Annotated in this window: 19 protein-coding genes and 1 pseudogene; 1 reads left to right on the plus strand and 19 read right to left on the minus strand. The window is 43.1% G+C overall.

The window, feature by feature from the left end:
* Positions 1-16: 16 nt before the first annotated feature.
* From FED51_RS11815 to FED51_RS11830, 4 genes are all read right to left on the minus strand, one after another.
* A complete protein-coding gene (locus FED51_RS11815; protein ID WP_053431014.1) occupies positions 17-1,333 on the minus strand; it encodes an allantoinase in 1,317 nt (438 codons plus the stop codon).
* 493 nt (positions 1,334-1,826) lie between these two features.
* Positions 1,827-2,711: a sugar phosphate isomerase/epimerase family protein gene (locus tag FED51_RS11820; RefSeq protein WP_053431013.1), complete on the minus strand. Its 885-nt coding sequence runs from the start codon at positions 2,709-2,711 to the stop codon at positions 1,827-1,829.
* A 28-nt stretch (positions 2,712-2,739) separates the two neighbouring features.
* Entirely contained in the window at positions 2,740-3,933 is a 1,194-nt protein-coding gene (locus FED51_RS11825) for an MFS transporter (protein ID WP_233443820.1), read from the minus strand.
* 65 nt (positions 3,934-3,998) lie between these two features.
* Positions 3,999-5,456: a CoA-acylating methylmalonate-semialdehyde dehydrogenase gene (locus FED51_RS11830; RefSeq protein WP_053431011.1), complete on the minus strand. Its 1,458-nt coding sequence runs from the start codon at positions 5,454-5,456 to the stop codon at positions 3,999-4,001.
* A 485-nt stretch (positions 5,457-5,941) separates the two neighbouring features.
* Here FED51_RS11830 and FED51_RS11835 point away from each other — a divergent pair, with 485 nt between their 5' ends.
* Complete coding sequence (locus tag FED51_RS11835; RefSeq protein WP_053431010.1) at positions 5,942-6,955, plus strand: LacI family DNA-binding transcriptional regulator; 1,014 nt, start codon at positions 5,942-5,944, stop codon at positions 6,953-6,955.
* 98 nt (positions 6,956-7,053) lie between these two features.
* Here FED51_RS11835 and fba read toward each other — a convergent pair whose 3' ends face one another.
* From fba to FED51_RS11910, 15 genes and pseudogenes are all read right to left on the minus strand, one after another.
* Positions 7,054-7,920 carry a class II fructose-1,6-bisphosphate aldolase gene (fba, locus tag FED51_RS11840; RefSeq protein WP_053431009.1) on the minus strand — a complete coding sequence of 289 codons (867 nt, stop codon included), beginning with the start codon at positions 7,918-7,920 and terminating at the stop codon, positions 7,054-7,056.
* A gap of 35 nt (positions 7,921-7,955) precedes the next feature.
* A complete protein-coding gene (gene iolI / locus FED51_RS11845; protein ID WP_053431008.1) occupies positions 7,956-8,804 on the minus strand; it encodes a 2-keto-myo-inositol isomerase in 849 nt (282 codons plus the stop codon).
* Positions 8,788-9,834 (minus strand): bifunctional inositol 2-dehydrogenase/D-chiro-inositol 1-dehydrogenase, encoded by a 1,047-nt coding sequence (iolG, locus tag FED51_RS11850; RefSeq protein ID WP_053431007.1) that lies wholly within the window; start codon positions 9,832-9,834, stop codon positions 8,788-8,790. Before iolG ends, iolI begins: the two co-directional genes overlap by 17 nt.
* A complete protein-coding gene (gene iolE, locus FED51_RS11855; RefSeq protein WP_053431006.1) occupies positions 9,834-10,745 on the minus strand; it encodes a myo-inosose-2 dehydratase in 912 nt (303 codons plus the stop codon). Before iolE ends, iolG begins: the two co-directional genes overlap by 1 nt.
* 14 nt (positions 10,746-10,759) lie before the next feature.
* Positions 10,760-12,673 carry a 3D-(3,5/4)-trihydroxycyclohexane-1,2-dione acylhydrolase (decyclizing) gene (iolD, locus tag FED51_RS11860; protein WP_053431005.1) on the minus strand — a complete coding sequence of 638 codons (1,914 nt, stop codon included), beginning with the start codon at positions 12,671-12,673 and terminating at the stop codon, positions 10,760-10,762.
* A 12-nt stretch (positions 12,674-12,685) separates the two neighbouring features.
* Positions 12,686-13,681 (minus strand): 5-dehydro-2-deoxygluconokinase, encoded by a 996-nt coding sequence (gene iolC / locus FED51_RS11865; protein ID WP_010898475.1) that lies wholly within the window; start codon positions 13,679-13,681, stop codon positions 12,686-12,688.
* 88 nt (positions 13,682-13,769) lie between these two features.
* Complete coding sequence (gene iolB, locus FED51_RS11870; protein WP_010898476.1) at positions 13,770-14,582, minus strand: 5-deoxy-glucuronate isomerase; 813 nt, start codon at positions 14,580-14,582, stop codon at positions 13,770-13,772.
* Between the two features lie 656 nt (positions 14,583-15,238).
* Complete coding sequence (locus FED51_RS11875; protein WP_010898477.1) at positions 15,239-16,213, minus strand: ABC transporter permease; 975 nt, start codon at positions 16,211-16,213, stop codon at positions 15,239-15,241.
* Between the two features lie 28 nt (positions 16,214-16,241).
* Positions 16,242-17,810 (minus strand): sugar ABC transporter ATP-binding protein, encoded by a 1,569-nt coding sequence (locus FED51_RS11880; RefSeq protein ID WP_053431004.1) that lies wholly within the window; start codon positions 17,808-17,810, stop codon positions 16,242-16,244.
* A gap of 82 nt (positions 17,811-17,892) precedes the next feature.
* The gene (locus tag FED51_RS11885) at positions 17,893-18,864 is read right to left on the minus strand and encodes a sugar ABC transporter substrate-binding protein (RefSeq protein WP_010898479.1); all 972 of its coding nucleotides are present in this window, start codon (positions 18,862-18,864) and stop codon (positions 17,893-17,895) included.
* Between the two features lie 347 nt (positions 18,865-19,211).
* Positions 19,212-19,642, minus strand: a pseudogene (locus FED51_RS11890) (aldo/keto reductase); the annotation flags it as partial.
* A gap of 168 nt (positions 19,643-19,810) precedes the next feature.
* Complete coding sequence (locus FED51_RS11895; protein ID WP_010898481.1) at positions 19,811-20,350, minus strand: hypothetical protein; 540 nt, start codon at positions 20,348-20,350, stop codon at positions 19,811-19,813.
* Positions 20,340-20,705, minus strand: coding sequence for a hypothetical protein (locus FED51_RS11900; RefSeq protein WP_053431003.1), 366 nt, complete (start codon positions 20,703-20,705; stop codon positions 20,340-20,342). The genes FED51_RS11895 and FED51_RS11900 overlap by 11 nt, the downstream gene beginning before the upstream one ends.
* Before the next feature lie 210 nt (positions 20,706-20,915).
* The gene (locus FED51_RS11905) at positions 20,916-21,110 is read right to left on the minus strand and encodes a hypothetical protein (RefSeq protein ID WP_010898483.1); all 195 of its coding nucleotides are present in this window, start codon (positions 21,108-21,110) and stop codon (positions 20,916-20,918) included.
* Positions 21,107-21,433 (minus strand): TIGR04104 family putative zinc finger protein, encoded by a 327-nt coding sequence (locus FED51_RS11910; RefSeq protein ID WP_010898484.1) that lies wholly within the window; start codon positions 21,431-21,433, stop codon positions 21,107-21,109. The genes FED51_RS11905 and FED51_RS11910 overlap by 4 nt, the downstream gene beginning before the upstream one ends.
* Between the last annotated feature and the right edge of the window lie 41 nt (positions 21,434-21,474).

A 21,474-nucleotide genomic window follows, 5' to 3' on the forward strand; every position in this document is an offset into this window, starting at 1 on the left:
TCCTCCCTTTTCTCACTCAATGATCTTGGTAAACATGCTTACCTTGGCAGATTGTATGCTTTACCTTCCCTCTAAAGCGTTGACCAACATACGGACTGATCGGATGGCGATAATACAAATCACTTGCGTCTAGCGTATATGATTCATTTAAATCTATAAGCGTAAAGCTGGCCTCGGCTCCTACTTGAATCGTTCCTTTTTGCGGATAGAGTCCGAATCGCTTTGCTGGCTCTGTCGATAGTAGTTGCACAATTTGTGTCAATGGCATTTTTCGTTTATGGTAGCCTTCAGTCAGCATGACAGCCAATGTATTCTGACATCCGGCAATACCGCCCCACACCTCAAAAATCGTTTTGCCTGTTTTCATTTGAGGTAGCGATGGGGAATGGTCTGAACTAATTAGATCGATTTCTCCTGCCATTAGTCCATCCCATAAATCTTCTACTTCTTGTCGCTCTCGTAACGGAGGAGCACATTTGGCTAGATAGCCAATTTCAGCAAATTCATCAAGCGAAAACAACAAATAGTGTGGGCACGTTTCCACCGAAACGTTTACCCCTTCCCCCTTCGCTTGTTTAATTCTTTTTAGAACCTTTCGACTACTTACATGACAAATATGGAGCGGACAGCAAGTGAGCTGAGCGAACCGCAAGATCCGCTCGACTGCCTCAAGCTCTGAGACGATCAGACGAGCTTCACTGTAATCTTTCACTGTCAACCGCTGTTCCTCTATTGCAATGATCGTCAACGCGTTCACCATTTCGTTTGATTCGGCATGAACAGCCAAAATGGAGCCGAGCGCTGCAATCTTCTTCATGCCTTTCAGTAAGGTTTTATCATGCGAGAACTGAAAATCATCCGTGCCACACTCGGACATAAAAGCTTTAAAGCCTATGACACCACCGTCGTGTAAGTCCTGAAGATGATCGATATTTCCCGGCACCAGTCCGCCCCAAAACCGATAGTCTACAAGAGACTTTTCATTAGCTAATTGACGCTTTTTGTCTAACTCCTCTCTCGTAATTGTTGGCGGATTGCTGTTTAACGGCATATCGAAATACGTGGTGACCCCTCCAGCCGCCAAGCTTTTACTACCAGATGCAAACCCTTCCCACTCCGTTCTCCCAGGCTCATTAAAGTGAACGTGGACATCAACCATGCCAGAAAAAAGGTGTAGACCCGTCCCGTCGATTGCCGGGCCATCATCGCCTGAAATGGATCCAGGCTCGGTAATGGCTGACACAATCCCGTTGCGAATCGCAACATCAGCTCGATAAGTCGTTGTTTCCGTGACAACCGTAGACGATCGAATGATTAAATCAAATCGCTTCATATTGATTCGCTCCTGCATTCATAAGTTTTCTGAGCATGTTAAGATAAGCAAAAGTTTTATATTTTCTGATAGTATAAAAAGAAAAGTAGCTCTAGGCATTAGCTACTTTCTCTAAAATTCATCGATTTATTTAGTTATCATCTACGAACGAATCGTTGGGTGATTCCGCTGAAATTCAAAATATAAGCAGCTATCCATTGATTTTTTCATCTTATCGTCACCGTTCTCCCTAGGGAGATTTGCTGTTAGGCTTTATGACAAACTTTTTCATCTCAACGTTTGTTATGAGACAAACTCGGTTTACTGTCCTATCATGATGGAAGAGAATTAAAAGGGGATTTTTCAGGGCGCCTTAAAAGGACAGCTTGAATGTATGCATGTGGCTAGCTCAAGGATATGGGCCTAGTTCAACAGAAAAAGGTTCGGATCATTTTATTTTGATGATCCAAACCTTTTTTCTTACGTTTGGCTAGATTGGTCTCAGCCTCTTATTTTATTCAACTACGACACCTACATTTTTATCGACTAGCTCCTCCGTAATACGCTTGAGCATAAAGCGGCTCGATTCGTCGGCACGGTGCTCCTCACCGAATACTGCCGATGTGACAATGCCGTCAAATTTTAGTTCCCGAAGTTTTGAAAACAGTACATCCCAATCAATATCCCCTTTGCCGATATCTAAATGTTGGTGCACGGTTGCATGGACTCCCGGTGGGTTCACGACATAGCGCAAGCATGACGATGCTTTATGATTGTACGTGTCGGCAATATTGATATGCTTTAGCTTATCGCCAGCATAGTCTAGCATCGCCGCTATATCCCCTTTACCATCATCGTAAAAGAATGTATGAGGGACCGCATAAAAGTAGCCGAGCCAATCTTTATCGAAGCCTCGAATGAGATCGACTGCTTCATTATTGCGCTCAATAAAATCGAATGGATGGGCTTGAATATGAATCTCTAAACCTTCTTTTTCGAACAGTGGAATTAACTCTTCCATTGAACGCACAAACATTTGCTCACATTTGTACGGTTTATCATTATGACCGGTAAATTCTGTATTCAACACTTGAACATCCATCTCGACGGCGATTTCTATCACCCGCTTCCAGTTGCGCACCGCCGCTTCCCGATCTTCCTCATCAGGACCAGCCCAATGCTGCATCGGTAAAAGGGAAGAAAGCTGAACACCAGTATCACTCAAAGCCTTTTTGAATTCTTTAATCCGTGCTTTATCGACCCGTGGGTATTTGTAAAATGGCATGAAATCATCGCGTGGTGATAGTTCAATATATTTATAGCCTAACTCGGCTACTTTATCGACCATTTTCGGAATCGGCAAGTGACGATACATATACGGATCTAATGCAATTTTCATACGTAAAACCTCCAATAAATCTTTTTGATTAGCCACTCATGTCAAAACGTTCGATAGACTGCCTTTCTTCGTTTCGTTTCCAAACAAATACAAGGATGCTAGCCAGCAGCGCTAATCCTGCACAAAAGTAAAAACCGACCGCAAGGCCAAAGCTTGCGCTTAAAACACCTGCAAGAAAAGGGCCAGTAAACATCCCAACAGCATACAACGCTTGATACACTCCCATCGCTGTCGCCCTTTTTTCACGGGCAATGGATTCGATCGACATCCCTAAAAGGAGGGGGAAAAGAATTCCTAAGAAGAATCCGTTGAACCCTTGAACGACCATTAGCGGCACCTTCGTGTCGATCATCGGTGTCAAGAGCGTAAACACCACCGTACCGAGAAATGCAACGTTTAATGCGTTCCATTTTCCAAGACGCGGGACAATTACATTCCCTAAAAAAAGGGTTCCAATGGCATGGGGTATCATAAAAGCAAAGACGACGAAGCTTAGTTCCTGTGTGTTTAGCCCAATACGGGTCGCATATGTTGGGAGAAAGCCAAACATGGTTGTAAAAATAATACTATGGGCAATGATCGATAAAAACGACACCTTTAAGAGAAGAGGCTCTCGGATCACGGAAGACAGATCACCTAGCTGAACAGGGGCTCCTGCCTTTACGTTTGGTTCGTATATGAGTAGTGCAAGTGTAGCCCCTAGTAAGCTAAGTAGTCCCCCAATCCAAAATGGAGCATGCCACCCGAGAGAATCCACTATGAAACCGCTTACGATCATGCCGAGAAGCTGTGCAAGTACGACGATAAAGGAAATGCTACTCATCGCTTCGTGGACACGAGAATCCGTAAAGTAACTTGAAAATAAAACAGTAAACACAACCCACGTTGCTGCAGCGACCCCTGCTAACGCTCTAGCAAGGAGCACAAAGCCTAAATGCTCCGTTAACGCGAAGAGAAAACAACTCGCAGCACTTGTGCACATTCCAAAAATGATAAATGGCTTTCTTCGTTTTAGCAGGTCCGATACAATGCCAATCGGCAAGCGACAAACGAACTGCATAAAGCCATAGCTACTTAACACAAGTCCAATGTAGACATATTTTCCACCGAGAAATTCGATGTACGGTGACAGGATCGGCAAATATACAAAATGCGAAAACCAAAGGAAGAACGAAACGCTATAAAAAATCACCTTATTTCGAGTGAATGCAGAACCGACCAAATCATCACTCCACCTAAACGGCTAGCCAAAGGTGCCATGAACAGTCATGGCACCTACTTACCAGATTACCAACGAGCCGTTACCATTTTCTTGCGTGTATAGAATTCCACACCGTCCGTACCGTTCGCATGCAGGTCGCCATAGAACGAGTTTTTCCAACCTGAGAATGGGAAAAAGGCCATCGGCGCCGGAACGCCTAAGTTGATTCCGAGCATACCTGCATCGATTTCTTCACGGAATTTTCGAACAGAGCTGCCGTTAGTCGTGTAAAGGCACGCACCGTTAGCAAATTCAGATTGATTTGTTAGCTGAATCGCTTCGTCCAGGCTTTCCACACGAACGACCGATAAAACAGGAGCAAAGATTTCTTCCTTCCAGATCGTCATCTCCGTCGTCACATTGTCAAATAGTGTTGGCCCGAGGAAATATCCGTCTTTTGACACATTGTCTTTACGACCGTCCCGCACAAGTGTTGCTCCTTCTTTCTCTCCAAGCTCAATATAGTTTTCTGTCTTTTGTTTATGAGATTCACGAATGACCGGTCCGAGGAAAACGTCATCGTCTAAGCCGTTACCAATCGTAATCTCATTAACTGCTTTCTGTAATTTTTCCATTAACGGCTCAGCTACCTCACCGACTGCAACGACAACAGCTGCTGCCATACATCTTTCTCCTGCTGATCCGTAAGCCGCATTCACGATTTGATTCACGGCCCCATCCAAATCGGCATCTGGCATGACGATCGAATGATTTTTCGCCCCTGCAAGCGCCTGTACTCGCTTACCATGTTGTGAAGCGGTTTTGTAAACATATTCAGCCACAGGTTGAGAACCTACAAACGATATCGCTTTCACATCAGGATGTTCAAGCAAACCGTTTACGACATCATGAGCCCCGTGTACAATGTTCAGTACACCTTCAGGCAAACCCGCTTCTGTAAATAGTTCGGCTAAACGATTGGCAAGTAGTGGCGTGCGCTCAGATGGCTTCAAGACGAATGTATTTCCGCAGGCAATCGCTAACGGGAACATCCAGCACGGGACCATCATTGGAAAGTTAAATGGTGTAATTCCGCCAACGACGCCGATTGGGTAACGATACATTCCAGACTCAATGTTCGTGGCAATATCCGGGAGCTGTTTCCCCATCATTAACGAAGGAGCCCCAGCCGCAAACTCCACGCATTCAATTCCACGCTGTACTTCTCCGTATGCTTCCTTGTAGCTTTTTCCGTTTTCTAGTGTGACGAGACGCGCCAGCTCTTCCCAATTTTCTACAAGCAATTGTTGATACTTAAACAAAACCCTCGCTCGTCTTGGGACTGGCGTTTTCCCCCACGTTTTAAAGGCTTCCTTGGCCACTGATACTGCACGATCTAAATCCTCTCGATTTGAAATAGGAACGTGGGCTAAGATTTCTCCTGTGGCAGGATTGGGGACAGCTTCAGTTTTACCTGAATCTGATTCCACCCATTGACCACCGATAAAGTTTTTTAGCTTCTCACCTGTTGCTAAGTTTGCCATTATCCTAACTCCTCTCTCTTACGATCTTCGACATGTATAGAATGTAGATCCTCAATGGAGTCCCTATATTTGAAATCGATTTCATTCAATTGTTATAGGGATTTCTAAGTCTCATTCTAAAGGAATCGACTCATTTTGTAAACGCTTTTTTAGCTATTTTTTTAATTTTTTCAATTGCCAACCCTTTTCAATACTTGCTTCTAATAGCCCTTTGTCATTTTGAAATCGTTTTCTGTTTTGGTTTCTTTTTCACTCTTTTTTTCATCTGGAGATTTTCATCGGAGAAACCGTGTGTTAATTTTTAAACGATCGTTTTTTTAATTAGGGAATTCATTGTTTGCAAAAGGAGCAAAATACTATAAAATGAATAGTATATAATTGAACTTTTATGAAATCGATTGTAGTCTGAATATTCTATTGATAAGAATGTCTATATTATAATAAAAGTAAGCGCTTTTTTATTTTAGCAAAGGTGCGTGACGCGTATGAAAATGAGTGATGTTGCAAAACTAGCAAACGTCTCGCCTGCCACAGTTTCTAGAGTACTAAGCAACCCTGAACTTGTGAGCAAGGAAACGAGAAAAAAAGTCCTGGATGTTATTAACCAAGTGAATTACAAGCCCCATATTGTGGCAAGACAATTTAGAACGCAGGAAACAAAGATGATCCTCGTGGTTGTCCCTGATATTACGAGTGCTTTTTTTTCCAAGGTGCTACGCGGAATTGAGCACATGGCGATCGATCATGGCTACCAGGTCATTTTAGGCGATACAGAGCATGACATTAACAGAGAGTTGGAATACATTAATTTACTTCACCAAAAGCAAGTAGATGGGATGGTGCTATTGACCGCGCGAATCGATAAGGAGAAGCTCCAAGACATCTCCGCACACTTTCCAATGGTATTAGCTTGTGAATATATGGACGGCCTTGATGTACCAACGGTCTCAATCGATAACATTAGCAGCGCCCGGAAAGCAACGGAGCATTTAATACAACTCGGTCATAAACGAATTGCCCACATTACCGGTCCGATGAATATTATTTTAAGTCGCGATCGTTTAAAAGGCTACAGGCAAGCAATGCTCGGCCACGATATTCCGATCGATTCCGCTTATATTCAAGAAGGAGAGCTCACATTCGAATCAGGATATGATCAAACAATGAAGTTATTAGCACTTGAAGCTCCTCCAACCGCTATTTTTGCTTTCAATGATGAGATCGCGATGGGAGCGATGAAAGCCGCGAAAGATAGCGGATTATCCATCCCTAATGAGTTGGCGATCATCGGCTTTGATAACATTAAAATGGCCATGATGGTGGAGCCCCGCTTAACGACGATCGATCAGCCGAAATATGCGATCGGTAAAAAAGCGATGGAACTGCTACTAAAACAAATCAACAATGAGTCGATCAAAAAGAAAAAATTCGTCTTAAAAGATGAGCTAATCATAAGGCAGACCTGTGGTGCCGAGCAGCAGACAGTCTCCCACGTATAACAAGCATACGAAAATAGCTCTTTCCCTCATATTAAGAGAAAGGTTTAAACCTAAAAGGTTGGCGCTCTTTTCACGCCAACCTCTTTTCAATAAATGAATTAGACACGTTCCTTAGCCTTACCGCTCGTTTGAAATTCCCGCATTTTTGTCTTGACCGTCTCTACAATCGCTTCGGTACCAGGGGTTGTAATCGCTCGATAATCGTAGATGTCTTGATCGTTCGTCAGAATCGTTCGGACTGCATGCGCCCAAGCTTGTAAACACTCTGTATTCACGTTGATTTTCGCATGACCAAGCAGGATCGCTTTACGAATTTGATAATCTGGGATCCCCGAGCCACCATGTAAGACGAGAGGAACACCTGTCCGCTCCGAAATGACCTTCATTTCTTCAAACCCAAGCTTTGGTTCCCCTTGGTATGGTCCATGAACAGAGCCTAGGGCTGCTGCTAAAGCGTCGATGTTTGCTTCCTCTACCACTCGGACACATTCATCCGGGTCTGCATATTTGACACCACCGATAAGTCCGTCCTCCATACCACCGACCGTTCCAACCTCTGCTTCAACTGAAACATTGCGCGGCTGGGCATAAGCAACTACCTCTTTTGTCATCGCAATGTTGTCTTCAATTGGTGAATGAGAACCGTCGATCATAACCGACGTAAAACCTGCATCGATTGCTTGTTTGCATCGGTCGATCGTCATGCCATGATCCAAATGGAGGGCGACCGGAACAGTAATCTTCATTTCGATCAAAAGGCTATTAACCATGGAGGTGATCGTTTGAAACCCTCCTAAAAAATCGACGAGTCGGTCTGACGCTGCGACAATTACTGGAGCCTGCTCTTCTTCAGCCGCTTGTAAGATCGCTTGCGCCCACTGTAAGTTATTTAAATTGAACTGACCGACCGCATAATGACCTGCCTTTGCTTTCTTTAGCATTTCTTTCATTGATACGAGCGCCACCGTTAGCACCTCTCCTACTTATAAGTACGCATGGTTTATTTTGTCGTCTCTAGTGTAAAGTGCTTTGAAACAACTTCCACTGTCGTATCCTTTGCTGTTTTTATCGCCTCTTCTGCACTCAACTGGTAATATTCTGGTCTAAACAACTCAACAGATACAGCCCCTGAATAGCCTTTTTCTTTTAAAATCGATAACATTTGATCAAGATTAATAGCGCCATGTCCTGGCCACACACGATCTTCATCGGTCAAAAAGCCAACGGGAAAATCTTCTGTATCATCCATGTGCAAAATGAAGATCTTCGAAATGTCCGCTTTCTCTAGATCTGAAATGTTTGATCCCATAGCATGGAAATGGAAGCAATCGAGCACTAAGCCAATATTATCTCGCCCTACCGCTTCAACGATTTCATACGCCTGACCAAACGTGTTAACCGTGCATTGCGGGTGTCCGATAAATTCAAGTGCCACCTTCACACCATACGTTTTGGCTATTTCCGATAGCTCGGTCAAAACGTTCACGCAGCTTCTCTTGATCTCACTTTTTAAAATCTTTTCCTCTGTCACGAGCGGCACAGCGACCACATAAGGGATGTTGAGCGCTTTGGCTGTCTCCATCATCCCTTTAAATTCGGTGATGATTTCCTTGTACCCAGCTTCATCACGATTATTGAAAAAGACGAGTGCATTTAATGCCAACGGCTTAATATGATTCGTTTGAAAAAAGTGTTTCAATTCATCCAATGTGTGATCTTTTAAGTACTCAGGCAATTTATCCATTGTCCGAATTTCAATGTAATCATAGCCGTTCTTTTCGCAATATTCCAAATCCTTTACTAAGTTAGAGTTTTCCAATGTGGTTGCTTGATTATAGCATAGCTTCATGTGCATTCTCCTTTTTCACACTGTAAAATGCAGGTTTCTCTTTTAGTGAAATGAATTGTTTTTGCCCAGAGTTTGACGCTTTTAATGCAGCATCTGCCGTGATTGCAGCAACATAACCATCCCAAGCGTTCGGACCGCTCGGTTCACCTGATTGCTTAATCGAATCGATGAAATGTTGCAACTCCACATCATATGCCTCAATGAATCGCTGCTTCCAATCCATTAAAATGTTGGTCCCAAGTGTTGCTCTTTTTCTAAACGAAATGCTATCCACTTCAGGAAGGCTGGCAATTCCTTCTTCTCCGATCACTTCACATTGGATGTCATAACCGTACTTGCAGTTTACAAAAACTTCCGCAGTAATGAGCACCCCGCCTTTCGTTTCCAATGTGACCACTCGTGGATCTCTTAAATGAGGCAATGCATGCTTTGTCTTTTTCGGAAACGAGACTGACACGGATTCATATTCATCATCGATCAACCAATGGAGCACATCTATTTCATGGATTAACGTATCATGGATCGCCATATCATCTGTATAACTTTCCCCTACTTCTGGGTTGCGATGGGCGCAACGAACCATTAACGGCTCACCGATAAAATGATCATCGATCGCTTTCTTTAATTGCACATAGCCTTTGTCATAACGGCGCATAAATCCAACTTGAACCAAACGCTTTCCGTGGTTCATTTCAGCTTCAATAATTTTCATGCACCCTTCCGCTGTCGTCGCAAGGGGCTTTTCCACAAACACATATTTTTCTGCCTCAATCGCACCTAATACATTCGCTTCATGGGCAGGTCCCCAGCTTGTTACAAGGACGGCATCGACATTGTCTGCGGCAACGAGCGAGCGATCGTCTGGGTAAACATCTGCCTCTAGCTTCATTTGCGTAACCACTTGTTTAGCGGCCTCCTGGTTCACATCGGTTACTGCAACAATTTTCCCGCCTGATAGCTTGTTCTCAATTCGTTTCATATGTTCCCGGCCAATCGCTCCCGTCCCAATCACTCCGAAGCGTAGTGTCATTAGATCCTCTCCTTCATCTCATCGGTTGTAAGTAACTTTTCATCGATATACTGTCTCGCCTTTAGCGCATACTCGAGGGGATGAGCCTTGGCTGGATCTTGCTCCGCTTCCACGACGATCCACCCTCTATAATCACGAGTAAGTAGAACATCGTACACCTTTGTAAAATCAATACATCCATCCCCAGGGACGGTAAACATTCCGGCTAAGAATGACTGCAAAAACGATTGACCCTGCTCTTGACATTTTGCTAAGATATCGCTTCGTACATCTTTAAAATGGACGTGCTTGATCCGGTCGAGATGCTTTGTCAAGAGGAGCATATAGTCATTGTCCGAAACGTAAATATGACCAGTATCGTACAAAAGAGAGACGAGTGTTGGATCTGTATTCTCCAGTAGGCGATCAACCTCTGCTAACGTCTGTACGCCAGTCCCCATATGGTGGTGATACACTAGCGTTAAGCCGTATCGCTGGGCAATCTTCCCTAATTCGTTTAACCCTTCACATAAGGTTAGCCACTCCGAATCTGTAAACATCGGCTTTTCCGTAAAAATGTTTTGCTCGGACTGTTGAATGCTGTACGTTTGCTCTGACACAACAGCTACGGAAGCGCCCACTTCCTCAAGATACGCACAATGAGCATGAAATTCCTTTGAAACGCTTTCAAATGGATCACGAATGAGGTAGCTACTAAACCATTGACCAGCAATTTTCAAGTTTCTAAGTTCAAGCTCTTTGTTTAATGTTTTTGCATCCGGAAAAAAACCGCCCACTTCTGTTCCTTGAAACCTGGCAACGACGATATCGCTCAAGAGGTGGGACAACGTATTGCCCGCACCTATTTCAGGAATATCGTCATTGCGCCATCCGATTGGAGCGATTCCCCATAAAATCTTTTGATCCGCCATTGACGCCACCTCCATTAATACTGCTTCGCCCGCGTTAACTTTTCTTGCTTTAGCTCGTATGCTTGCTGGATTCCTTCACGATCAGACACTTCGGAAACACCGAGGTTCCACCAGCTGCCATCATAGCCATCTGTCATCGTTTTCGGAAGTACTTTAATGTCGATCAACGTGGAGCACTCTTGTTTCTTGGCATCTTCTAACGCTGCTTTTAACTCCTCAACCGTGCTGACGCGGTACGATTTGGCCCCGTATCCTTCCGCCACTTTTGCATAATCAACGTGTAAAATCTTTTCGTCAGCCGTTCTGAATTCACAGAAGTAGCTACCACCACCAAAATCCATCTGCAAATTGTTAATGCAACCATAACCTGAATTATCAAACAGAAGGACGTTTATTTTTTTATGATACTGGATCGCCGTCACCAGCTCGGAGTGAAGCATGAGAAAACTACCATCGCCAACGATCGCATATACTTCTTTATTCGGTTCTGCCAGCTTCAGCCCTAATGTACCCGACACTTCATAGCCCATGCACGAATAGCCGTATTCTAAGTGATACGTATTCGGAACTTCAGCGTGCCAGAGTCGTTGCAAATCACCTGGAAGAGAGCCGGCAGCGCAAATGATCACACTGTCCGGGTCGATTGTTTCATTAATGGTTAGCAAAGCGGTCGTTTGCGCAAATTCTGTTTGAAGAGCATCGGCGTACTCATTCATCACCTCTTGAGTGAAATGACCTTTTATTTCTGGTTCAAATCGCTCCCGATCAAACGTTACCTTCCCGAGTCGCTCTCGTTCCTTTAACCATTCGGCTTTTAGTTGGCCAATGTCATCACCATATTCACTCTTATATCCTTCAAGCATAGGCACTAACGCTTCCAATGTTCTCTTGGCATCTGCCACGACAGGAAATGCATCGAGCTTGTATGCTTGCATGCGGCTCACATTAATATTTACAAATTTCACCTTTTCGAAGTCAAACAGCGTTTTCGATGAGGTCGCAAAATCTGTAAATCTAGTCCCGATCCCGATCACGAGATCTGCCTGTTGGGCCGCCTTATTCGCTGCTAACGTTCCTGTGATTCCGAGCCCACCTAGATTATTTTTAAAGGAAGCCTCTACCGCAGATTTCCCTGCTTGCGTCTCTGTTAACGGTACATTGAAAGCCTCAGAGAATGCGATAAGCGCCTCTCTAGCCTCCGAATATTTCGCACCACCACCAACAACGAGCAACGGTCGCTTGCTCTTCTTAATAAGATCAGCCGCACCTTTCAGCTCACGTTCGCTAGGAAGCTTTCGGTCAATATAATGTACGCGTTTCTCAAAAAATCTCACATCATAATCAAACGCTTCCCCTTCGACATCCTGTGAAATACAAATTGTCGCAGGGCCCGCTTTGGCTGGGTCGGTCATGACCTCAAAAGCGCGAATTAAGCTTGACATAAGTTGCTCTGGGCGTGTAATTCGATCCCAGTAGCGAGATACTGGCTGCAAGGCATCATTTGTCGTAATGGCGATGCTTTGTTCTTGTTCAAACTGCTGCAATACAGGGTCTGGTTGTCTCGTCGCATACGTATCAGCCGGGAGTAGTAAAATTGGAATTTGGTTAGCAAGGGCGGTTGCAGCAGCTGTTACTAGATTGGCTGACCCTGGCCCACTTGATGTAGTAATCGCATAGATTTTCTTACGAAGCATCTGCTTGCTGTACGCAATCGCCGTATGCGCCATCCCTTGCTCGTTTTTCCCTTGATACACTTTTAGGTGGCCAGGATCTTGCTCTAAAGCATGACCAATCCCCAATACATTGCCATGACCGAAAATATTAAAGATGCCTTCCACGAACGGAAATTCTTCACCATCGATATGAACATACTGTTGATTTAAAAATTTAATTAATGCTTGAGCTGTCGTTAATCGAATCGTTTCCATCTGCCGTCACCTCTATGCGATCGTAATCGTTTCATCTTTTTCAATTAGCGCTTCAATTTCTTCCACAGACGGCATTGCGTCAGATGAACTATGCTTGCTCACAACGATTGACGCCGAAGCGCTACCGTATTTTAATGCCGTCTCGATCCCTTTTCCTGAAATCAACGCATACAAGAAAGCGGATGCGTAGGAGTCACCTGCGCCGAACGTTTTCAGCACTTTCGTTTTATAAGCGTAGCCGCGATACGCTTCCCCGGCCTTCGTATAAGCAAAAGAACCTTCAACCCCGTGCTTAATGACGATCAATTCTGGAGAATGCTTGAAAAGGTAACGGATCGTCTCATCATTGTCCCCTTTTTCTGTACGGTTCTCGAGCACATCAAATTCTTCCCGTGTTCCAATGACGATATCAGACTGCTCCGCTACAAGGGAATAATAGACTGCTGTTTCTTCTGGTGTTTCCCAAGAGTACGGACGGTAATCTAACTCAAAAACAACCTTTACATCGTTTCGCTTGGCCAAACGAATCGCTTTCAACACCGCTTCCCGAGATGGGCTCTTTGATAGTGCGGTACCTGAAACAAGCAATAGCTTAGACCGTCTAATGTACGCCTCATTCACCTCTTCTGGGGATAAGTAAAGGTCAGCCACATCTTGACGATACATTAAAATGCTGCATTCTTCGGGACTCTTAATCTCTGTAAACGCTAAACCTGTTTTATGTCCCTCCTGATCAACGACAAGGTTGGACGTATCCACCCCAACACCTCTCATGTAGGATTCGATAAACCGCCCGTGTTGATCGTCTGCGATTTTCCCGATAAAGCCTGCCTTCAGTCCTAGCTTTGAGCTCCCGATAACAATATTAGCAGGGGACCCGCCTACATATTTAGAGAACGTCATTGTCTCTTCCATCGGTCTGTTGTATTCAACAGCATTTAAGTCAATGCATGCACGCCCAATCGCAATCAAATCAAACTCTCGATCTGTTGAAAGTTCATAGGTCATGAAAAGACCACTCCTTTTAAAATTTCTTCAAAAATACTTGGCTAAGCTACGTTCTTTAAAGTGGTACAGCTTTCGCGAAGTCGCTAAATTACTCAATAATCCATTCATGGGCCGGATCATTAAAAAACTTCCAAATTCGCTTAGGTCCAGCCATCACATTTAAATAGTAGGACGCATACCCTTCCGGCACGCCAACAGGGTGGTATCCTTTAGGTACGATAACCATGTTCTCATTCTCCACCGTCATCGTTTCATCAAGGGAGCGGTCATCCGTGTATACACGTTGGAAGACAAACCCTTGCTTAGGATTGACCTCATGGTAATATGTTTCCTCTAATAACGATTCTTCAGGCAATAAATCGCGATCATGCTTGTGCGGAGGATAGCTAGACCAGTTTCCGCTTTCTGTAAAAACCTCAACGACAAGAAGACTATTAGCAGAAGGGTCTGAATCGGGTAGAATATTGTGTACCATTCGCTGATTATTCCCCTTGCCCCGATGCTCAACGCCATTATCCTCAGCCTTGATAAGCTTAGTTGGAAGTTGATTTTTCGAAGGGGCGTAGCAAAGAGCTACCCGCGCTCCGGTGACCGCCTCAATCGAAAACGTTTGATTATTTGAAACATAAACACTGTCGGTTGGCTTCTTTTCAAAAACAGATTCACGCGTTCCAATATTCTCAAACGTCACCTCATGATCGGTCACATGAACCTTCCCTGTTACAACGACAATGCAGCATTCTTTGTTTTCTAAAGTTTCTGAATAAGTTGCCCCTTGTGAAAGATCTAATGCCTTAAACGATACGTATTCTAAAGAAGCGTTGTCAGCTGTCACATCGTGGACAAGTGTTACTCCTTTACTTATTTCTGCTCGCTCTGGCTTACGAAGCAATTGACTCATTGACTGAACCTCCTACTATGAATCGTTATTGTAATCGATTTCATTGATTTCCTAAAAAATATGTTGTTCAAGCCCTCTCACTTTCAATGCTTTCACAACTTCTATGTCCTTTTGTCCAGAATAATATTAAAAGCGCTTTCAGTCAATAGTTTTTCATGTACTTTCAGTGTTTTTTTGAATGGCAGATTAATTGTTCTCCCGTTAAAAAATGAGTGTATAGCCATTCTAACTGCCTTAATTCTTCGCTATTCTTCCTTCGAAATATCTGAAATCGTTTTCAAATCACCCCGCTTCTTTTAGTTTTGCCCAATAAGTGGCTGTGACAAAATATAAGCTGGTCTAAACGAAAGCCGTTCCTTTATAAGCGGCTAATTCCATGCTTCCACTGAACACGAGGAATGAACTTACTAGCAAAACAGCCATACTCACGAGTACTATCACACCAAATAAAACGCTTTCAACCGTGCGTTTTGACTTATTTTTATTTTTCGATAGATAAAACTTTTTTCTTTACTTGCCATTAAAAAAGATCGGAATCTACGCCCTCAGGACGAATTCAGATCTTTTTTTCATTTAAGTCTATACTTCTCATTTTGTTGTAAATGCCGACCAATAATGAATCGGTATTGTTATGAACGACAATCAATGTGGCTTGCCTACTTTTTCTGTCTGTTTTTTCTCGTATCAATGTAAACAGCTGAAACGATGATGGCCCCTTTGACAATTTGCTGCCAGTAAGAGCTTACTCCTAGGAGATCCAGTCCATTGTTCATTACGCCAATAATGAGAGCACCGATGATCGTTCCACCGACCGTTCCAATTCCACCAAACAGACTCGTTCCACCGATAACGGCTGAAGCAATCGCATCGAGCTCAAACATGACACCCGCTTGCGGCTGACCGGACGAAATTCTTGACGTTAAGATGATTCCGGCAATCCCTGCTAAAAGACCAGCATACGAATAAACGAACATCTTCACTCGACTTACATTAATCCCTGCTGTAATGGCTGCTTGCTCATTCCCACCAATGGCATAAATGTATTTTCCGTATTTTGTTTTATTAAGCAAAACCCATGTCACGATACCAACGAAGGCAAAAATGAGAACAGGTACAGGGATTCCGAAGATCACACCTTGACCGATAAAAGCGAACTTCTCATTTAATCCTCCGATTGGTCGTCCATCACTGTAGAGCATGGCCGCTCCCCTTGCCGCTGTCATCATCCCTAGCGTGACGATAAACGGTGCAAGCATCGCTTTCGCTACTAATGTCCCGTTAATAAGACCGATAAGCAGCCCGACGCCAACTCCCATTAAAATCGGTAGCATGATTGAATCGCCTTGAGCAAAGCTAGCTACGACAACGGAAACGAGAGCGATAAGAGAACCTGAAGATAAATCGATTCCTTTCGTGATGATAATCGGTGTAACGCCGATAGCGAGAATACCGATTATCGACATCTGTCTAACGATATTTACTAAGTTTGTCGATGTTAAAAAGTGTGGTGTTAAAATAGACATTAACGCGATGAGTAATATCAAAATTAGAAAAATTCCGTACTTTTTAAGGATATGCTTCGCGATTTCTTTTGTTTGACTAGATTTATTTCTCTCTATCTCTAGACTCATGGTATCCTTCCTCCATTCTGTTCATACATCAACCGATCTCTATCTTATTGGCTGTAACCGTTTGTTCGAAATTGTTATGAACGTGAAGCTTTTTCGCCATTTTTGCTTGGCCTGTCGCATATTGCATAATCTTCTCCTGGTTCGCTTCCTCCCGTGTGAGCTCCCCGGTAACCTTCCCTTCATGCATAACCAAAATTCGATCACACAACCCAAGAATTTCTGCCATCTCTGATGATACAACAACGATTGCTTTCCCTTGACTCGCTAATTCAAAGATTAAATTGTAAAATTCTGATTTTGCCCCTACATCGATTCCTCGAGTCGGTTCATCGAGAAACAAAATATCTGGGTTTTTTAAAAGCCATCTAGCAAGCAAGACTTTCTGTTGATTACCCCCGCTCAGATTTTCAACGATCTGTTCAATGGACGGAGTTTTGATGTAGAGCTTTTGTTTTTGTTGCTCGCAATCTTTTTTCACTCGTTTTCCATTAAGCCAACCCATGTTAATGTATTTATCGATATTGACAGTGATCATGTTCTCCCTAACCGACAAGGGAAGAAATAAACCTGTCAACTTGCGGTCCTCCGTTAAAAAACCCATATTGTTCTTCACAGCATCCTGCGGGCTCTTTATTCTAGCTTTTTGCCCGTTTACAAAAATTTCCCCTGATTCGGCTTCCTTGACGCCGAAGATCGTCTCAAGCACTTCGGTTCTTCCTGAACCCATTAAGCCTGCAAATCCAACAATTTCTCCTTTCCGGACTTCAAAGCTAACGTCTTCAAAGTAGTCTTGTTTTGTTAGGCTTTTTACGGAAAGGATCACTTCGCCAAGCTTCGGTTCAGGTTTATCAAAAATTTGGTTCAATTCGCGACCGACCATCATTTTAATCAAGTCATCTCTCGTTAAGTTTTTCGCTGTATCCGTACCAATGTACTTGCCATCACGAAAAACAGAAATGTCATCAGCAACTTCATCCAGTTCGCTCATTTTATGAGTAATGTATATAATGCCAACACCTTTCTTTTTCAATGATTCAATCATTTTGAAAAGCTGTGCTACTTCCTTTTCTGTGATGGCAGATGTCGGCTCATCCATAATGACAAGCTTTGAATGAAAAGATATGGCTTTCGCGATTTCAATCATTTGCGTATTGGCTATGCTAAGCTCGCCCATCTTTTTTCTTGGATCGATGTTTATCTCTAAACTTTCTAACAAATTCCGTGTCATTTCTATTAGTTTTTTATTGTCTACGAGCCCACTCTTTCCAAAGGTAGGCTCTCTGCCTAAAAATATATTTTCTGCTACTGTCATCTCTGGAATTGGACTTAACTCTTGATGGATCATCGATATCCCTTTATCGAGAGCGTCGTTAATACTGTTAAACGTCACTTCCTCACCATCAAAAATAATTTTTCCCTCGTTCGGTTTGTACATGCCGATTAAGATTTTCATTAACGTTGATTTCCCAGCGCCATTTTCCCCCATTAATGCATGGACGGAGCCTTTTCTCACTTTTAATTGAACCCGATCGAGCGCCTTCACGCCGGGGAATTCCTTTGTGATGTCTACCATTTCTAATAAAAAATGTTCACCCATGTATAGTCCTCCCATATCCATAGGATTACTAGTCGTGAAAGGAAACCGAATAACAGCTTCCTTTCACGCTTTCCGTATTAGATTAATATTTCGCCTCGTACTCTTCCACATTTTCTGGCGTGACAAGTTCGTATGGAATCATAGCATCTTCCACATCTTCTCCATTGGCTGCCTGTACAGCAACCTTTACACTCGTTGCCCCTTGCCCTTTAGCATCTTGGAAAACCGTAACATCAAGCTTTCCTTCCTTCATGGCTTCAAGGGCTGCCGGGGTTGCATCAATACCTGCGACAATGACGTCATCCAGTTTACCTACAGCCTCTAACGCAAGAATTGCTCCAAGGGCCATTTCATCATTGTTCGCTACAACTGCATCAATTTCCGTCCCAGAGTTCAGCCAGTTTTCCATTAATCTCATACCTTCTGAGCGATCAAACTTCGCCGTTCCTTGTAAAACCACTTCTAGACCATCATGTTCTTCAATAATCTGCTTGTTCCCTTCAGTCCGCATGATTTGCGCTTCATGGCCTAGTTCTCCATCCATGATGGCAATATTACCCTCGTTATTTAAAAGCTTGGCTACTTCCTCCATTTGTAATAACCCAGACTGAATCGATTCAGAACCTACAAATGCAGTTGCTTGATCTACTCCATCAAACGTTCGGTTGGCGATAATGATTGGAATTCCCGCATCATTAACCATGTTCACGATATCGACTGCAGAGGTCGTATCAACTGGATTAACGATAATGGCGTCCACATTACGAGAGATGAAGTTTTCTACTTGAGCCATCTGTTGCGTACTATCATTTTGAGCATCACTGAAAATGAATTCAAAGTCTGGGTAATTGGCAGCTTCTTCCTTCATTGCATCCTGCATGTATGTTAAAAACTCATCTAAGTTAGAAATGGATACTCCGATTACTTTTTGTCCCGAATCCCCGGTTGATTCTCCATTCCCATCTCCGCTCGTTTCGCCCCCACTTCCACAAGCGGCTAATAGTAAAGACATCAAAATACTAAAAGCGATAAGTATGGTTTTATTTTTTTTCATTCTCAGTTCCCCCTTAACGATTCAATTGATTTCTCGTTTCTGCAATCGATTACATTTCCATCCATTCTAACTTACAATTTATTTGGGTATAATCACCTCCTTATCCAATCAAAAGAACTAAGTTTATTCATTAAAAGATTTTGAAATCGATTACAAAAAGGTGGAATTCAAGTTGTTACGCTTATATTACAACACCCTCTCATTTTTGTAAACGCTTTTATACAGAATTTTTTTAATAATTACTACCCTTACTTTCTTAATTTATTGACTAAACGATTACTTTTTACTAGACAAACCGAAAAAGAGAGGGTTACCCTCTCTTTTTCACTAAAATGAAATCGATTTAGTTATGGACGGAACAATTGATCAATTTGTCTTATTTCCTCATCGGTTAGCTGCACTTTAAGTGTTTTTAAGTTGTCCAACACTTGCTCGCTATGTTTTGTCTCAGGAATCAAAACATCAATGGCCTCTTGTGTCAAATACCATGCAAGGACGAGATGTACCACTTCCGTTTGTTTCGCGTCGGCTAGTTTCCGAAGTTGGTTAACTTTTTTAAATGGTTTATAAACGCTTCCCCTTTAAGATTCGGCTAACTTGCACGAAAATCATGGAACGTGGTGTCTTCGTTATATTTTCCTGCTAATAAACCAGATGCAAGCGGAAAAAATGGAATGAATGAAATGCCATTTTTTCTTGAGTAAGGGAGGAAATCTTGTTCAGCTTCCCGCTGAATCAAATTGTAATTTCCTTGAAATACGTCAACATATCCGTCCTCTAGCCTTCGAGCAGTTCATTGTCCGATAGTAGGTTTCGTCGGGTATGTTCTTTCTCCGTTACAAGACTGAGATACATTTAATATACCATGCAAAAAAGACACCACTATATAGTTAGTGACGTCCTTTAGTCCTTTAACATTGTGTATTTCTCGTGTTACATCTAACTTTTAGTTGTCAAAGATTTCATCGATTAGTTCGTTCAAGGACATATCACTGTCAACCTCAAACGTACCAGGCTTTAGCTTATTGGCAAGTCCACGATCTTCTACACGCTTTGAAAATTCGCTAGCTTTTTCAATGATGCTCGCTCGTTCGAGGGCCTGTCCAACATCGATGCTTGTCATCCCTGGAGAGACGGTTAAAATCGTCCGGTAAACAACTGAACGGTCCTCTTCGGCCTCTTCCTCATCTGTCGTCTCTTCTTCTTCAGGCGCTTCTTCTTCCACTTCTTGGTCCGCAAGCAATTCTTCCATTTCTTGTTCTACACGAATATTCGCAGCTGTACTTACTTCGACTTCCCATTCTTCTTCGGTTTGCACGACATAACCTTCAGCCTCTAGTAATGCCCGCATTTCTTCGAACGTTAAGTCATTAGAAGGTCCCGCTGCTTGTCCTTCCTGATCTCCAGAAAAATAATAGACTGCCCCGCACAGTCCAGCAGCAATAAGGATTCCCCCTGCAAAGCTTCGCATCGCATTAGGCGTCATGAACTACTTGCCTCCCTTCTTCTACAAATGGTGCAATTAAACGCTCAACCTCTTGCTCAGGCTGCTGAACTTTCATCGCAATACTCTCAATTGAGTAGCCTCTTTGATGTAAGTCGAGCACTTGGCGAACGAGTTGGCGTTCCTCCGAGCTTCGCTTGACCCCTGCTTCTGCAGCCGTGATCTCATTGTCAAGCTCTATTTGACGAATCTGTTTTTGCAGCTCTTGAATCTCTTCCATTAAAGAAACGGAAAATCGCTCCAATTGCTCATCTTGTTTTTTCGTCTGGTCAGTAAAAAACGAAGCAACAAGTAAACCAATCGCTACGACAAACAAAATGACCAATATCCACTCCATTTTCCTGTCCCTCCTTTACGACTTTTTAACCCCACCAATCTACCATTATACATGGGATTTAAAGAAAATTCGATTCCTTTCATCATTTCTCATCACAATCGTTCTTTTGATCTATTCTTCCTCGCTTTAAAAGGGGGCTCAAGAAAGAAGAATGTTAGAATTTGTCGGAGTTTCGTTGTTTTTGCGCTTGCCTGGGAAATGTTCCTCCCTTTATTTCGTCCATCCAGGCTCATACGTGTAAATGACGCCCCCACCCCTCTGGGCATTGCCACGAAAGGATTTCATGTCCTCTTGTTCAGCTAACACTTGACGGAAGATGAGAAAATCGTTCTTTTCAATACGAACAGACTCAAGCTCACCGTCTCTTAGCTGCTGAAGTAACAGCTTTGCTTGGTCGTTACTCATCGCCTGCCTCCTTCTTTCTCTCCATCGTTCATCATTCGATAGTTTACCGTATGTACAGTATAAAGCATTCCGAGGAGCGCAAGTGGCAAGTAAGTAAGGATTAGTTCATAAGGTCGCCCTTCGCCACCACTTGTCAAGAAGATTGCAAGAAAAAGTGGAAAAAATACGACAAACATCGAGCCTTTGATTCTTGAACGAGGCTCAATATGATGACTAGCCCCACATTCTTGGCAAACAATTGGACGATATGAAAAAAACGCTGAAGCCCACCGCTGTTTTTGGCTAATTTTCTCCTGACACGATTCACACTGATTAAACGCCATCTGTCTCTCCTTCTTCCATTCATCCTTGCTTATTGTAGCAC

Origin of the sequence: Halalkalibacterium halodurans, assembly GCF_005671335.1 — a bacterium.
GTDB classification, from domain to species: domain Bacteria; phylum Bacillota; class Bacilli; order Bacillales; family Bacillaceae_D; genus Halalkalibacterium; species Halalkalibacterium halodurans.